The organism is Hymenobacter sp. GOD-10R, from assembly GCF_035609205.1.
Taxonomy (GTDB): domain Bacteria; phylum Bacteroidota; class Bacteroidia; order Cytophagales; family Hymenobacteraceae; genus Hymenobacter.
The window spans coordinates 44490-60496 of sequence record NZ_CP141188.1 but is presented as its reverse complement, the minus strand read 5'-3'; the positions used below and the strand labels follow the sequence as shown (position 1 = coordinate 60496).

Below are 16007 nucleotides of genomic sequence, written 5' to 3'. Positions count from 1 at the left end.
GTCTACGTCATTGGAGTGGTTAGGAGCAGTAGCAAGGCGCTGCCCTGGCTACCGGCCGGGTCTGTGCTGACCGCGGCCGGCCCTTCCCCGTATAGGCTATGGCCACTCGGTCGGCACGTGCCGATCCCTACCCAACCCGAGGGCCCCCTTCCGCTATGAGCAACCCCCCATCTTCTGCGCGCCCGCGCATCCTCGTCACGGGCGGAGCCGGCAAACTAGGCAAGGTCTGCGTGGCCGACCTGGTAGCCCATGACTACGACGTATTTGTGGTCGACACTGTGCCTGTCAAAGGCGTGCCCGGCATCATCGCCGATCTAGCCGACTTTGGCCAAACGCTGGATGCTCTCTCTTCCGTGGGCCAGGAAATCCATGCGGGTGTGGCCCCACAGGCCTTCAACGCTATTGTGCACCTGGCGGCCTTCCCCACCCCGCGGCAATATCCCGACGCGCATTTGTTCCAGAACAACCTGATGGGCACCTACAACATCTTCGAGGCGGCGCGGCGCCTCGGCATCCAGCAGGTGATCTGGGCCTCCAGCGAAACGACTCTGGGCGAGCCCTTCGATGAGGCAGCGCCGTACGTCCCCGTCGACGAAGACTACCCCTTGCGGGCGAAGAGCGCGTATGCCCTCGCCAAAGTGCTCATGGAAGACATGGCGCGCCAGTTCTGCTACCAGACGCCCGCCCTCAAGCTCGTGGGCCTACGCTTCTCCAACGTGATGGAGCCGGCCGACTACGTGAAGTTTCCGGCGTATAACGCTGACCCGCAGGAGCGCAAGTGGAACATGTGGTCCTATATCGACGCCCGCGACGGGGCGCAGGCAATTCGCAAAGCCCTGGAGTGGGATGCCACGGGCATGCACGCCTTCATCATCGCTAACGCCGATACGGTCATGACCACACCGTCCGCCGAGTTGATGACCACGATCTTCCCCACGGTGCCCGTAAAGAAAGCACTGGCCGAGCACGAGACCCTGCTCTCGATTGAGAAAGCGCGCCGCGTACTGGGCTACGAGCCTGCCTTTAGCTGGCGCAACGAAATACGGCCAGAGGACGGGCGGAACTCACAGACGCAACCTTCTACATTCCATGGAGAGGTGCCTACCCCACGAAAAGGAGGTGTAGGCACCTCTCACGCGTAGGTGCGATCACACGACAGAGATGGTGGCAACCACTGGCAGATAGGAGAAGCGGAACACTAGAAAGAGAAGCAAACCGGTTACTTCGTGTACTAATTTCTGAATTCAAGTCAATCTACCTGGTAGGAGACAATTTCCCACAGCGTGTCGTAGATGGTACAGGATAGCGGCAAAGCGAACGTTTTGGCTCTATTTTACATGGCGTAAACGAGGGACTCTAGCTTGCAAATTGATTTGCCGAGAAGCGAACCATCTTCTAGGCGCCCCACCTTCTGTTCACTGCGTAGCCTGTCAACCCAAAAGTTACATGGTAAGAACGTTCGTTCTTAGCAACGCACCTGTTCTAGTTTATAGAACATCGATCACACTGAATAGATTATTCAGATGAGCAAGTTGATACTGGAGTAGAACAACAGTGCTGCTTTGTTCACTGGGTAGAAGTTTTGTGCCTGAAAAAGGAAAGGCTAGTTCGACTTTCAGCCTGCAACCTATAATAGTACTTTATAACGCAACCATATGATTTAACTAATTTATTTGTATTAAAGAAATTTTTACATAATCAATCTATGATTACCCTCGATAAGGTTTACTTATCGAGGGTAATTCAACTATCTTTAAAAGGTCTTTGGGTTGTCGCCGGGTATGTTGGGTGACGCGTATGCTCCCTTCGTACTCCTTATTATATAGGAGTACATTCTTTTCGTTCGCTATTCATGTCGCCCGATCCTACTTCCCTTTCGGTTCTGCCCGCTCACGAGCTGGGTGCCGTGCGCAGTATCGACGACTACGCCGAGTCCGCTGCGCGTTACGTTACGACCGGCCAGCGCGGGGCGGCCAACACCCAGCGCGCTTACGCCGGCGACTGGCTGCGTTTCACCACCTGGTGTCAGCACCACGGCCGTCCATCGCTGCCGGCCGACGTGGCCACGCTGGCCGCCTTCGTCACCTCGTTAGCCGACGCAGGCAAGAAGGTGGCCACCATCCAGCGCCACTGCGCGGCCATCAGCAAAGCCCATCAACTCGCTCGCATGCCCACTCCCACCGACGACCGGCAGTTCAAAGAACTGCTGGAAGGTATTAGTCGCGAAAAGGGCGTACGGCAGAAGCAAGCTCCCGCCTTCACGCTGGCCTACTTCAAACGCATGCTGCTCAGTATTGACACCGCACGACCCGACGGGGTGCGCGATCGGGCGCTACTGCTGCTGGGTTTAGCCGGGGCTTTTCGCCGGGATGAGCTGGCCAGTATTGATATCGAGCACCTACGCTTTGACGAAGATGGCTTGGTGGTGGAGTTGCCGCACAGCAAAACTAACCAGAAGGGCGAAGCCGAAGAGAAAGCCATCTTCTTCGCCCCTGATCGGCGCAGCTGCCCGGTGCGCGCGGTCAAGGACTGGCTGGACTACCTGCAGCAGCAGGGCCGCACCCAGGGGCCGCTGTTTGTCTCCTTTCACAAGGGCCAGCGCCTGAGCCGGCGCCGGCTGAGCACCTTCAGCCTGAACGAACTGGTACAGCTGCGCCTGGGGAAGCAGTACACTGCGCACTCGTTGCGGGCTTCTTTTGTGACCATTGCTAAGCTCAACGGGGCCGATGACGCGGAGGTCATGAACCAGACCAAGCACAAGACCACGGCTATGATCCGCCGCTACACGCGTCTGGACAACATCCGCCAGCACAATGCCGCCCATAAGCTGGGCTTATAGGTAAAGGATAAGAGGTTGGAAAAGCCTAAGAGGTAATAATTATCGGACCTTACACTATCTTTACAGCTGACGCCTATTTTGCGTTACTCACTCCTTATATATATAGGCACATGGAGTCCTCTTCCGAAATTGTCACCACTTCGCCAGCACTGCCCTCCTTATCGGAGCTCGCCGAGCACACCGCTCGTTACGTGGAAGCCGGTTTGTCCGGGGCCGCAAATACGGCTAAGGCGTACGCTGGAGACTTGAAGCGTTTCGGGGCGTGGTGCATGGCGCACGGACTCGAACCACTACCGGCTTCGGTGGATACCTTGGCGGGCTTTGTCACGCACCTAGCGCAGACCGGCAAAAAGGTCGCTACCATTCAGCGCCATTGCGCGGCCGTGAGCAAGGCCCATGCCCTACGCGGGCTCGATTCGCCCACGGACGACAAGAAGTTCAAGATCCTGCTGGAAGGCATCAGTCGGGTCAAAGGGGTGCGGCAGAAGCAAGCCCCGGCGTTCACGCTAGCGGCCTTTAAGCGTATTGTCAAAAGTATAGATGCACAAACCGTCGCCGGTCAGCGCGACAAAGTCATTCTGCTACTCGGCTTCTCGGGGGCGTTTCGCCGCTCCGAACTTTCGGCCCTCAATATCGAGGACTTGAGCTTCGCCGAGGAAGGGTTGCTCGTGGACTTGAAAAAGAGCAAGACCAACCAACTCGGCGAAAACGAGGAGAAGGCCATCTTCTACTCGCCGGAGTTACCGCTCTGTCCTATTCGGTCGCTGCAAAGCTGGCTAAAAACGCTCGGCCGCAGTGAAGGCCCTTTACTGGTATCACTGCGCAAAAACAGTCACCTCACGCACCGGCGCCTGACTGATAAGCACGTGAACTTGATTGTACAACGCTACTTAGGCGCCAAGTTCACGGCGCACTCCCTGCGGGCTTCCTTTGTGACCATTGCCAAGCTCAACGGGGCCGATGACGCGGAAGTCATGAACCAGACCAAGCACAAGACCACGGCCATGATCCGTCGCTACACCCGCCTGGATAATATTCGCCAGCACAACGCGGCCCAGAAACTTGGCTTATAGATAAAAGGCAAGAGTTTCAAAAGAGTAGATTAGATAAGAGTTATCAGACCTATGTAAATAGATAGTAACGGCGTATCTATAGAGCTTTCCATCTCCATCCTTCCCTGAGTTAGACAAGTGCTAAACAGAGAAACTGTTTACAAAATAAAGCATCTAGTTGCGGATCCGGGTACAGCATTACCTATAAGCGTTGTAGTGGCCCTAGCACGAGTTTGGCAGCATTAGCTGATGTTATAGGACAAGTTCCTTCTACGCACCTTGTTGATGAACGACTGCTCCATTAAATTATGGTTTTCCTATGATTCACCTCGTCCTACTACAAAGCCTTCTCGCGTTATTATGCATCTGAGCACGCTGCTGCACTGTACTGTTTCATCACTACTCACGAAGTAGAAAATATTGATGCCTTATCATAGTGCATACCTATACTCAACAGACTATTTCTTTTCCATCGGACCTCTGCCTGACTTTCGTGATTGCGCATACTATACTTAGAGGAACTGGGTATTATCAGCCTGTGTGACTTCAACGTCAGCTTTCCTAGCTGATTACAAATGTTTAGATCACTGGTCTCTTAGTGATGTGCTGAGCTTGTAAAGTGTTACTGTGATACCTGCTTTCAAAACACTCCTTTTGCATATATTATACGTATGACCTGTATTATACGTATAACACATATAGTATGTATTATACGTATAATACATAAGCTAAGGCATCTGGTTACTCTCCTTTTAAACTGACTTTAAGCAATTTATAATCTTAATTGGTAATCATTATGAACAGCATATATCATGATTTATACGTATTAAACATAAAATACGTATCATACGTATAGAGCATATAATACGTATAATGCACAACAAATGCATAGTACGTTATGTATGTAATTCTAGAAAATGTAACTATACTAGCGGCTCTTTCAACCCAATCTTCTATGATTACTCTTTGTTTTGCAAACAACAAAGGAGGAGTAGGTAAGACCTCCTCAGCCTTAAATGTTGGCTATTCGCTAGCTCACCGGGGCTTTCGCGTTCTTTTCTGTGACTGTGACCCGCAACGAAACTTAAGTCAATCCTTTGGACAGAATCTTGAAGGAACTCACTTAGGCGATTTATTGATGCTCAAAGGTGAATTCACTCAGGATGATGTTCGAGCTGCTATCTACCCAGTTAATGACCGCATTGGGCTGTTGCCTTCCCACCCAAAGTTAGCTGCCTATGAACCCCAAATTGGACACATTGCCGAAGCTCGCGACTGGATTAAGGAGATTTTAGACCTAATTGCTGAAGAGTATGACTATTGTATCCTCGACACCCCGCCTAGTCTGGGTAACTTAGTTGTGTGGGCGCTTATCGCTAGCGACCTACTATTTATTCCAGTGCAGCCGGAGCTTTATGGCTACGAAGGTTTGTCGAACATTGCGCAGGCCGTCACGCGCATGCACGCCAAATTGAATCCTCGGTTGCAGGTAGGAGGGATCTTCTTTACTAAATACTCGGCTGGTTATCGTCGGCGACTGCATCATGATGTAGTAGAACTAATTAGTAGCCACTTCGGTGAGTTGGGGCCAGTACTTAAAACATCCATTCGGGAAAATGTTTCCATTGCTAACGCTCAGATGGCGGGCGCTTCTCTCCTGGATTTTGCTCCTGAGTCTAATGGTGCCCAAGACTATACTGCATTAACTGACGAAATATTAGCGCAACTCAATGTCGAAAAACCTGCTTAATTCTAGCTTAGCCGCCACCCGCTTGGCAGGAAAGCTTCCTGTTAGGACCGGTACTCCTGCTTCTTCGCCCGCCGCGCCGCTAAGTCCAACGGTAGCGGCGGCACTTGGAATTGAAGAAGAGCCTGTCATAACTGCCATTAATTCCCCTGAGCCCGCCGGAAAGCCAAACGCAATAGGGGAGGAGAACCCTCAAGATACTGCGCAACGACTGAAGCAACTACCAGAAGAGGTTCCTTTTAATACTTTGCTGAAAACAGAGACCTATTTGCGACTTCGTCAATACTTGCACTGGGAACCTGGAGCCAAGATTAAGAAGGCTACGGAGCAAGCTATCTGTGCTTTCCTTGACCAATTTGAAAGTTCGAACAAACCCTTACCGGTCGACATCCTTGATGAAGTATTGAATCAGGGTAAGATCAAAGGTTATAAAAAGCGTAGCTAACATCTTTTTCATCTTTGAGACCCTGAGTGCCTGTTTTCCCGCTTTGGATTAAAGGAAAGCAGGTACTCGTAATCCTATTCACTAGGTCCACTTAGAACCAAATTATAATGCATTATAGGCCTATAAAAGGTGAGAATTATCGAGGCCATAATGGTTGGGACTACGATGGTAAAATATAAAGCTTTAATGTGAATATAGAGGTACAGCATAAATTAACTAGAATAAGATGGGAGTATTAGTAAGTATTTGATTAATAGCATAATACAGCATAAAATGGCGTATTTTTAATTAATTTAATGCTTTTTTTTACTAAATAGGTCATATCATCTGTTGCTTCCATTTTTGTACTATGATGAATTGTAATTCGTGCTTTTTGTTCCCTGTTTCGGAGGGTTGTTCACTTAGCCATTCGTGCTTTTTGTTCCCGACTTGAAAGACTTGCTCACTTAGCCATTCGTGCTTTTTGTTCCCTTCGCGCAACTTTATCTAACAGGATCTCAGCAACATCGTGCTTTTTGTTCCCTTACCAATCAACTAGGTAAACAAACCAGGGAACAAAAGCAAGAAGGTGCCAAAACTGATTAGTAGTTCTTATAATCTCCTGTGTATTAGCCATTCTAACTGCATATCACCAAGTTAACTAAATTAAAAAACTACCCTTAACCGGTTGTTCCTTTTAAATTAATCTTATTATTACCTATTATAGGCGTCATAATTATTTGAAAATCAGCCATTAATGTATGGTTTAGGGAACAAAAAGCACGATACTAGGGAACAAAAAGCACGATACACCTCCCTATTGTAGGAACAGAAAGCACGAAGCTCAGGAACGGAAAGCACGAGCGGAGAGAAACAAAAAGCACGAAAGGGAACAAGAAGCACGAAAGCCAGTCCCCTAACAAAATCATAACCTGTATGGGAACACCTATTGAAAATTGTTTTCTTACTACTAATTGCTCACCTTAGGCATGTAAACAGCATTACCATGCAAGGAAATCTCTTCCCCGAAACTCAAAACTCGAGCAAGCTCTTAGTGCAGCGCAACGACTTAGTCAATGCACGGTTTGGATTCACAACTCTGGAGATGCGATTGTTTATGGCGATGCTCTCGCGCATTCGTCGGGAAGACACTGAATTTCACGAAGTACTTATCCCTGTACGAGAGATCATTGCTCTCTCGGGCCGTCGCCCTTCACGCAATGATTATGATCAACTGGAGCGAATGTGCGACAAAATCACCTCTAAAAAGCTAACTATCCGGACTAGTGCGCCGCCCCGACGTCGCAAGCGGCGGGCAGGAGAGGAGGATATGGGCGATTTCGAGAAAATTCCATTGATGGCCTACGCTAGCTACAGTAGCGAGCATTGTGCTTTGAAAGTACGTTTCAATGACTACGTACGAGACCATCTTTTACAACTAAACGAAGGTAACTTCACTCAAGTCGAATTAATCCAGCTACTAAAATTGAAGTCGGCCCACTCCTTTCGTATTTACTGGCTACTAAAACAGCGGGGGGAGTACGGGGAACGCACATTTGGGGTAGATGAACTCAAATGTCTATTAGGACTAGAAGAAGACTATTCCAAGTTTTCGATGTTTCGGATTCGCGTACTGAAGGTAGCTCAGAGGGAGTTGGCTCAGACAAACCTCGCTTTCGAATTTGAGGAAAAGACCCTGACAGGAATGAGCGGTGTACAAGAAATCAGGTTTGTATTCACCAAACTGAAAGGAAAAAATAGTCTACCGGAGCCAGGTGGAGCAGAAACGCCAAAATGGATGGAAGCCTTACGTGCGATTGAAGTAAGTGAGGCTAGTATTCTCGCCGTTGGACAGCGTATTGAGTTAGGTCACTTTGACCCAGATTATGTACTTTTTGTAATTGCCGAATTAAAGAAACGCAAAGAAGCAGGAAAGATAATGACGTTGGCGGGCTACGTGGTCGATGCAATCAAGAATGACTACAAATTACCCGAGTACCTAGTGCGACTTCAAAAACGCCAATTGGCTGGTCAGCCGAAGGAAAAGAAAGTGGACCCCGTGGTCTATCTCATGACGGATGTACGGGCCGGTTATGAATTAGCTGTTAAGCGTAAACTAACCAATGAGCTATTCGAGGAATACCTTCAGCGCATCTATCTAGCACAAGGCTTCCAGATTGAAAAAAACAGACTAGGAATTGAGGCCGTTGTGAAGCGCGCGTAATGAAACCATCTGCCAGAGCTATCGGAGGTATCGGTTCAACAGGTACCTGCTAGCTTATAGCTTCTTATTAGTAGCCTAGTAATCTTTAAGGCTACTCCACACTTACGGGTTATTAAAGGATCGTGGTTGTTTCGGAAGTCTCTGCCTAGTGCGCTAGTAGGAGAAGGCATACTAAGGTCACGAACACTTTTCCAACAAGGTTATTATGCAATTTTGCTTGTCGAAGTGTGTCACGGCATAACTCCGATCACCAGGTAAGTGAGTTGCTTAGCTGAAACGTCTGATACCAGCAGATCTGCCCTGTTTACCGCTGCACTGGGTTGCCCTCGCTCGACTTGGTCGTACGTATTCTTTACGTTATGCTAGTCAATCAACTGAAAATCTGGTCAGCAACCAACGCCTAATTAAGTGCTACGCCCTGTACCTTAACAACCCCTGATTTCTGAGCTCGTTGCCTACCATACGCAGCTAGTAGACTCGTCACCCGGTAAGGCGGCTGCCTCCCTCAAGCACCTCGGTTAGAAGGAAGTTGAACTACCTCCCGCATTCAACGGCCCCGGTGCACTCACTAGACTAGAAGTGAGTGCCCTACTTGCTGGAGGCTGCACCAACGTACTTTCGTTATGAAATTGAGTAAGGATGAGTTTTAGAAGGCACGTATAGATTCTTCCAAGAGTGCGGTTAAAGCGATAAGCCCAAGTAGAAGATGTTGCGTTAGTGCTTACTGACGCTGTCGAAAGACAACTGCCATTTAGGACGCCACTAAGTTCCAATCTAATCTCGCTCAGGTAAGTTAAATCACAGTAAAAGGCCCCCTGCTCATATAAGCAAGAGGCTTTTACTAAGGTAAGCGGTATGCTTTCAGCAGAAGGAGTTTCTACAGATGCATTAAACTTCAGGTTCGGGCGGCAGCTGCTGCGCTAACAGCCTTAACGCGGCAAGATTTTCTTGGAAAGTTCGCCGATCGGTTTCTGTAAGAGTCGCAGTAGTACATAGCTTTTCTAGGCTACTTATTGAGGCCAGTAAATGGGCGCGTGAAGAAGCAAGATGTTTGAACATTGCTTCTGGTGTTACTGATTCAGAAGCAGGCAGGGTGGTCTGCCCAAGTCTCTTTGCCTGATCGATAACGTACCCATTCGCCTTCATGAAAGCCTGCAATAGCTTGTCATCCGGAACATCAAGATAGTACAAGGTCGTACGTAGCGATTTATGCGCGAACCACTTTTGTAAATCGAGAAGTCCCATTTCCCCGCTCAAGTACATTTGCGTCGCGATAGTGGCGCGCGCGCGATGACTAGTGATGGGCCCGTGTCTATCAGAAGTATCTATTCCTGCTTTACGGCACAAGGCAGGAATAAGTCGGGCATTAATGTATGTTGGGCCAAGGTTACCACCGCGCCACTGGAACAAAAAATGCGTTTGTTCTCGGGTTTTTTTGTCCTGGCGTGCAGGACTGGGCGGTCTTACCTTCTCCCAAGTCATGATCGTTTCGCCAACTTCTTGCGCGATAGCCTTGTCAAAGGGTTTGCCGGTTTTATGAGCAGGTACGCGCAGATAGCAAGCGCCCCGAACGGCTCCTTTTTCTAATAAGGCAGAGTAACCCTTCGTAACTGGTACTTGACGTATACAACCAACCGCTAATCTTGCAATCTCGTTACTTCTCAAACCAGCCAACAACCATGTTACGGCTATTGCGCGCTCCATCAGGAAAGGGTAATGTGCTTTCCGTCGCAGAATCTGGCCACTAGCAAGTTTAGCGGTCGTGCCGGAAAGGTCTTCCGGAGTGAGTGACAAGCTGGCCATTAATAATTTGCCCCATTTCTCTTCTTCGATAGCACGAGGCTTAACACCACATAAACGTGAAATAGATCTAGGAGTAGCTAAATAGCGTTGTGCAATAAATAACTTGGGAATCCACCCCCACTCCTGGCAATCGGTGAAGAAGCGGCGTAAGCAATTCAGACATAGTGCCTGGGAAGCTGGTTTCACTTCCTGATCGATTGGGTTATATCTGGTTGCCAAACGAGGGTGCGCCCATTCTCCTTTGTTCATCTTTTTAACAGCGGAGACAAATTGCATCGTAATGGTTTTATCCCATTGCGCTGGTCCTGGAACGCCGGGTAGTGTCGCTGAGTACCTTCCTGCCTTGGCAGCATGGAATCTAACCGTATTTCGCAGCCCCTCACTGCAGTCAGCAACCGCCGCCCAATTTTCAATTAAGTCAAACCAGACTGCCGGCAATGTGTCTGCTTGCCCTAGCCGCACCACGTTGAGCTGCCGGGACGCAATCAGAGGTTGAGGCAGTATCGCCAGGCTATGGAGTGCCTTGGACAAGAGGATACATGCCCGGCGTAAGGAGGGATAACGGTATAGCTGCTGGTAGACTAGTTCGACAGCGCTGAACGTTAAATCTTCCAGGTTAGGATTGCGGTTATGCAGTAGGGCTTGCCCGATGCTGCTGGCTAGGGCTTCCGTGCATCCTTCGGTTGACCAGCCGCTACGCGCCAGTTCAGTTTTTACTGTAGAAAGGGCCGCTTGTAACGCAGTTGCGCCAAAAATGCTGGTTGCTGCGACAACTGGTTGCCTTATAGGAACTAACGCGTATACAGGTACTTCTTTCAGTAAATATGCGCAACGCATCAAATAGAGGCGTACAGTAGCGGGCTTCAGACGGGGCTGGTGACGGCGGAGTTTGTGCTTGATAACAAATGCTGACTTTGTCAACGCAATCATATCAAGCCAAGTAGTTTCATCCCAGGCCCAGAACGCGGTCTGTCGCCGGTGCATTTCATACAATATTAGGTGGCAACAAGCTTGCATTTCTACCTCATCCGGCTTATCGGAGCCGTAGTGGGTGAAAACGCGTTTCACCGGTTCAAGCAAGCGAGCTAAGGGTTGCCAGTTGATTGATTGGCTAAACAGCGAATGTGGGGAGATACTTTGATTAAATGCCCACGCGGCGAGCGAATCAATTTCTGCGGGGTACAGGCATGCCTGTTTATCAAGCGACTGCAGAGATGCCGCCCAAGTTTCGATTGGGTTTTGGGTGCTCATCGCTAGAACTGTTGCAAAGGATTACCAAACTTTAGGGAGATCGCATCCAATGCGGCTCTTACTTTCACCGCAAGCTGCTCGGGGCGCAGATGCGTATAGCGCATCGTGGTCGCGGGATTCTTATGCCCGACCAATTTTGCTATAGTATAGAGGTCTACTCCTGCTTGCACTAGGTGTGTAATCCGCAAGTGACGCATGGTATGCGTTCTAAATTCCAGCAAACCTGTTCGTAACCCAGTCGCACGGATAACTTTACTCCAAGTCCAAATCGTAATAGGTTCGTTTTTATTACTCCTTGAATTAGACAAGAAAAGTGGATCTTTTGGGCTAGGGGCAAAGGGTCTTAATGCAAGATATTGTGCGAATAACCGGTGAGTTGGGGCCGAGATAGGTACTATCCGCTGCATATTGTTCTTAGTGGTTTCTTTACGCACCGTTAGCAACAGATGGTTTTGATCCAAATCGCCTATCTGCAAAGAACATACTTCCTCTCGCCGCAACGCCGCTTCGTAAGCCAGCATCAACATCAACTCGTTCCGAAGAGAGCTAGTCTTTATCTTCTCTACAATCGCATTCCATTCTAATGTGTCGGGGATCCAGAATACTTCGCTTTCGGTCACGTCACCGAACGAATTACCTTGAGCATTGTGATTGTGGGACCAAGGGTTTCGGGTGCGCAACGGGATGGTATCACGCATTCCTTCTTCCTTTAGGTAAGTGTAGTAGAGCTTTAGTATTGACATGCGCTGGCGCATAGTAGCTTTTGCCAACCCACTGTGGACTACATGTCCTTTACACCAAGTTCGTTGCTGCAACGCTTTCCGATAAAGTGAAGTATGTTCTTGTGTGGCACCGAGGTGGTCAACTTGAAGCTTTTGGCAGAACTTTAAATAGTCCGCTAAGCCCCACGCGTACTTGAATTGTGTACTGTGAGTTAAACCTGCAAGGTCATTTAAGTGTAGCCAGTAGGCAACAGTCTTGTGCTCTGAGAGCACTGGAAATTGAATAAGTAGTTCCTCCATTAGTTCCAGCTTTATATTTGGCTTGTTACTTAAACAAAGGTATAACTTATTTTTGTCCTACTTGCCGCTAATTCTAATGGCAACACTACAAACCCGTCTTGTTCCACGGAACAAATAATTCATGGATGTTAAAAATTACATTTATTTTTTATAGTATGTATTTACTTATCAGCAAACTTGATGATTTAAGTTATTAATTATCAGCACAATAACTAAATTATTGAGTATAAATTATTGGTGTTGAGAGTTTTATGATATTAGTATTAAAATTGTATTAATTTAACTTAATAATTCCAAGGAAATAAGTATTGTACTATCACAAAAAAAACGGCACTTTTCAAAATAATTTCTAGTAATCATACAATTGGAATATATTAAAAAAATTAATTATTTAATATTTGTAATCAAGGTTCACATGTGGAAGCGCTGTTGCTCACATCTTCCTTTCTTGTGACCTAAAATTTATATGTTAGAGGCTATCTCGTCTTAACCGTTCTTCAACTCGTCGCAGCAGCACCGAGGGCATTTCATTTAAGGCACGAGCCAAGGAAATGATGGTAGACAAACTAGGTTGCTTTCGACCAGTTTCTACATGCGAGATGAACGTGCGGTCTAAATCACTCTCGAAAGCTAGTTCTTCCTGTGACATACTGCGCTGCTTCCTGGCCTCGCGGACGACCTGTCCAAATACTTTAATTGGATCGTCATTCATTTCCAGGCAAGCTATCTGTGCCTACCCAGCAAAACTGTTGTCAATAGTCTACAAAACGACTTACTTTGCTATTATATTTATGCAATTCAAATAAGTATCTGCTTTAAATACTCTGAACATGGCCTCACTTACCTACCAGCACGACAGCTCACTATATGGCCCCTTGCTAATTAAATTTTATCGCGTTATCCCTTTTGACGAAAGTACTTTTCTCTTCCATGTGATGCGAGACGCCGTCAGACTACCAGGCGGGATCACTAACCTGGCACACACACGGCCTGCCATTTATCAAGGTCTACTGGAAGATTGTCCCTTACATGAACAAGGAATTCTTCGCTTGTTTCGTCAACATCCGGATTATAACTGCATTCGCATCGAACGGTTATAAAGAAAGCATCTACATATAAAGGTAGATTCAACTACATAGGATGAACGGTTCTTAAGCAGTTTTGGGCACCCCGAAATCAAGCTGGAAACGGTGTTTTCTGAGCCTATTTCTACCCTTTTTTGCGCAGCCTCTAAAAGAGCTGATTGTATAAAATCCCCCATGCTTTTTTAGATTAGTGCTTAGGCTCGCACATGGCTACGGATAGCTCGAACAGGACTCCTACTATTCTCCGCTAGCGGGTATTCTTTGCTGACCTCTAAGCTTACTTCTTTCTGATGGGGAAGATCAGTTTCCTTCTGGGTAGTTGCCTGGTCCTCTTTATGCTGCTGAGCTTCCTCAGCCAGGCGCAGGTTGGTACGCGCAATCAGCGCAACTCCTATCGACTACAGCAGGGCATGACGCTGTCGCAAGCGCTTCGCCTCATGGGCCCCGCGCAGCGCACAGAGGTGAACCCCTTATCTCCTCAGGAGGTAGTCTATACCTACGACCCGCCCGCTTTGGCCTCCAGTGAAGTAGCCTTCTCGGTAGGCCCCAACCGTAGGGTAACCCACATCAGCCACGGGCTGGATTGAACACAGTCCCTCTATGTAGCACTAGAAGAGAGGCCACCCGTTGGTCGCTTTCTGTGCCTGCATACCTCAGCCGTTCAGGCTACCTACTGAAAAAAGGCCCCGAAAAACCGTGTTTTCGGGGCCGTCAAGGCGGGTGCTAAAACTGTTCGAATTTCAACTCTTTTGGGAACACTTCCGCTCACACAAGGACAGTTGCTTAACCCTGGTGGCACGTTCAGGACCGCGGAATGGGACTACTCGCAGCAGCAGTACTGTGCAGACAAGAGGTGTCCCTTCTGATCTTCTACCACGGGAACAAGACAGCTTCCTACTCGCTACTGCTTTTCAGCGGCCGCCGCATTCGCCGACTCGTCTCCTCACCCAACAATGGGTTACACCTCCGGGGCTAAGCGGTAGCTGGTGCTCCGGCCACCGGCGCTCTCTTTGACCAGGATGCCTTTGCTGATCAACTCGGCGATGTCACGTCCCGCCGTATCTTGGGAGCACTTGGCCATGCGCGCCCACTTGGACGTGGTCAACTTGCCTTCAAAGCCGTCCAGCAGCCGCGTCACGAGTCGCCGCTGCCGCTCGGAAAGCGTAGTCTGCTGGTGGCGTTCCCAGAATTGGGCCTTGGCCAGCACCTGCGCCAACGTCTGCTCGGCACGGGTCAGCGCTCGGCCTAAGCAGCTCAGAAACCACGTTAACCAACTCGTCAGGTCCAGCGACCCGCGCTGGCTGGTCTCCAGCAAGTCATAGTATGCCTGGCGCTCGGCCTGGATCTGCGCCGACATACTGTAACACCGCTGCCCGGTGCCGTCCGCGCGGGAGAGTTGCAGGTCAGCAATGGCCCGGGCGATGCGCCCGTTGCCGTCGTCAAAGGGGTGGATGGTCACGAACCAGAAGTGCGCGATGGCGGCTCTCAGCACCGGATCCAGGTCCAAGGGGGCATTGAACCAGGCTAGGAACTGCTGCATCTGCGCGTCCACTGCCTCCGCCGGTGGTGCTTCGTAGTGAATTCGTTCCCGACCTAAGGGGCCGGAGACGACCTGCATGGGGCCGGTGCGCCAAGCCCCAACCCGTACGGCATACAAGCCGCTGTGCCCGGTGGGGAACAAGGCGCGGTGCCAGTTGAACAAGCGTGATGCCGTCAGGGGCTGCTCGGCCTGCTGCGTGGCGTCCAGCATCATGGCCACGACTCCTTCCACGCGGCGGTCCGAGGGAGGAAGTCCACCCCGCTCCAAGCCCAATCGGTGGGCCAAGGAAGAGCGCACGGAGGCAGGTGGCAGCAACTCGCCTTCGATTTCACTGGACTTGAGTACGTCCAAGGTGAGCGTCTGCAGGGTCGCCTCGTTGCGCAAGTCCAAGCCCAAGCCATCCAGTCGCCCGAGCAGACGACCTTGCTGGTGGCGAACAGCCCCCAATAGGTTTTCCAATGCCGCCGCTTGCCAGCTAAACTGCGGCCACGTGGGAAGCTGATGAATGTAAACTGGTATTCTCCGCATGATATGCGGCAAATATAGGACCTATTCTCCGCATCTGTCCTCTTCCAGCAAGAGGCAAGTACGACGCCTGCCTGCTGGAGCAGGATGCGGAGGCCGTGCGTGTTCGACAATGGGCTGCAACGAGGGATAGCCCGGGAGGCGCCGGAAGCGTTTCATCGTTGCGGCACGCACCACCCGCAGGAGAGTAGCCTCATGCCGTCTACCTTTTGGCTAGGTATGAACCCGCCCGCCTCGCGGGCTTTTTCCGCTGCTAGTTCACGTTTGCCGTCGTTCTAAGCCGTGGATTGTACCTTGATTGCTGAACACGTTTTCTGAACCGTTCCCTGCCTCATTACACCTTTCCAACCGCCCTTTCTAGGCAGGGTGAGTTGTACAGTTAAACGAGGGAAACCGTTCTGGACGGCGAGTAGGGTGAGCGGTATTCAGTGCCACCATCCCAACGCACCGCAGCCCGACAAACGACGCTGGGTCGCTGACCGGGCTGGGTGGGAG

General features: G+C 49.7%; 11 protein-coding genes. 7 read left to right on the top strand and 4 right to left on the bottom strand.

From position 1 onward, the window contains the following. Window positions 1-155: 155 nt before the first annotated feature. From SD425_RS29165 to SD425_RS29140, 6 genes are all read left to right on the top strand, one after another. On the top strand, window positions 156-1142 hold the full coding sequence (locus SD425_RS29165; RefSeq protein ID WP_324680741.1) for an NAD(P)-dependent oxidoreductase: 987 nt from the start codon (window positions 156-158) through the stop codon (window positions 1140-1142). A gap of 710 nt (window positions 1143-1852) precedes the next feature. Then, a complete protein-coding gene (locus SD425_RS29160) occupies window positions 1853-2839 on the top strand; it encodes a site-specific integrase (protein WP_324680739.1) in 987 nt (328 codons plus the stop codon). Between the two features lie 110 nt (window positions 2840-2949). Next, window positions 2950-3912 (top strand): tyrosine-type recombinase/integrase, encoded by a 963-nt coding sequence (locus SD425_RS29155; protein WP_324680737.1) that lies wholly within the window; start codon window positions 2950-2952, stop codon window positions 3910-3912. Between the two features lie 877 nt (window positions 3913-4789). Continuing rightward, a complete protein-coding gene (locus SD425_RS29150) occupies window positions 4790-5641 on the top strand; it encodes a ParA family protein (protein ID WP_324680735.1) in 852 nt (283 codons plus the stop codon). Continuing rightward, on the top strand, window positions 5622-6083 hold the full coding sequence (locus tag SD425_RS29145) for a hypothetical protein (protein WP_324680734.1): 462 nt from the start codon (window positions 5622-5624) through the stop codon (window positions 6081-6083). The genes SD425_RS29150 and SD425_RS29145 overlap by 20 nt, the downstream gene beginning before the upstream one ends. Window positions 6084-7068: 985 nt before the next feature. Then, window positions 7069-8286, top strand: a complete 1218-nt coding sequence (locus SD425_RS29140; protein WP_324680732.1) for a replication initiation protein — start codon at window positions 7069-7071, stop codon at window positions 8284-8286. Between the two features lie 888 nt (window positions 8287-9174). On the opposite strand, the gene SD425_RS29135 is transcribed toward SD425_RS29140, so the two are convergent. From SD425_RS29135 to SD425_RS29125, 3 genes are all read right to left on the bottom strand, one after another. Next, window positions 9175-11340: a tyrosine-type recombinase/integrase gene (locus SD425_RS29135; protein WP_324680730.1), complete on the bottom strand. Its 2166-nt coding sequence runs from the start codon at window positions 11338-11340 to the stop codon at window positions 9175-9177. A gap of 2 nt (window positions 11341-11342) precedes the next feature. Further along, window positions 11343-12362, bottom strand: a complete 1020-nt coding sequence (locus tag SD425_RS29130; protein ID WP_324680727.1) for a site-specific integrase — start codon at window positions 12360-12362, stop codon at window positions 11343-11345. 469 nt (window positions 12363-12831) lie between these two features. Beyond that, window positions 12832-13074 carry a helix-turn-helix transcriptional regulator gene (locus tag SD425_RS29125; protein ID WP_324680725.1) on the bottom strand — a complete coding sequence of 81 codons (243 nt, stop codon included), beginning with the start codon at window positions 13072-13074 and terminating at the stop codon, window positions 12832-12834. Window positions 13075-13782: 708 nt separating this feature from the next. On the opposite strand from SD425_RS29125, the gene SD425_RS29120 reads away from it, so the two are divergent. Then, complete coding sequence (locus SD425_RS29120) at window positions 13783-14034, top strand: hypothetical protein (RefSeq protein WP_324680723.1); 252 nt, start codon at window positions 13783-13785, stop codon at window positions 14032-14034. A 371-nt stretch (window positions 14035-14405) separates the two neighbouring features. On the opposite strand, the gene SD425_RS29115 is transcribed toward SD425_RS29120, so the two are convergent. Continuing rightward, a complete protein-coding gene (locus SD425_RS29115) occupies window positions 14406-15515 on the bottom strand; it encodes a Fic family protein (protein ID WP_324680721.1) in 1110 nt (369 codons plus the stop codon). Window positions 15516-16007 lie beyond the last annotated feature (492 nt).

Coding starts and splice junctions, on each gene's coding strand:
- SD425_RS29150 (WP_324680735.1), top strand. CDS start 4,790: ATGTATGTAATTCTAGAAAATGTAACTATACTAGCGGCTCTTTCAACC.
- SD425_RS29130 (WP_324680727.1), bottom strand. CDS start 12,362: ATGGAGGAACTACTTATTCAATTTCCAGTGCTCTCAGAGCACAAGACT.
- SD425_RS29135 (WP_324680730.1), bottom strand. CDS start 11,340: ATGAGCACCCAAAACCCAATCGAAACTTGGGCGGCATCTCTGCAGTCG.
- SD425_RS29125 (WP_324680725.1), bottom strand. CDS start 13,074: ATGAATGACGATCCAATTAAAGTATTTGGACAGGTCGTCCGCGAGGCC.
- SD425_RS29165 (WP_324680741.1), top strand. CDS start 156: ATGAGCAACCCCCCATCTTCTGCGCGCCCGCGCATCCTCGTCACGGGC.
- SD425_RS29155 (WP_324680737.1), top strand. CDS start 2,950: ATGGAGTCCTCTTCCGAAATTGTCACCACTTCGCCAGCACTGCCCTCC.
- SD425_RS29160 (WP_324680739.1), top strand. CDS start 1,853: ATGTCGCCCGATCCTACTTCCCTTTCGGTTCTGCCCGCTCACGAGCTG.
- SD425_RS29145 (WP_324680734.1), top strand. CDS start 5,622: ATGTCGAAAAACCTGCTTAATTCTAGCTTAGCCGCCACCCGCTTGGCA.
- SD425_RS29140 (WP_324680732.1), top strand. CDS start 7,069: ATGCAAGGAAATCTCTTCCCCGAAACTCAAAACTCGAGCAAGCTCTTA.
- SD425_RS29115 (WP_324680721.1), bottom strand. CDS start 15,515: ATGCGGAGAATACCAGTTTACATTCATCAGCTTCCCACGTGGCCGCAG.
- SD425_RS29120 (WP_324680723.1), top strand. CDS start 13,783: ATGCTGCTGAGCTTCCTCAGCCAGGCGCAGGTTGGTACGCGCAATCAG.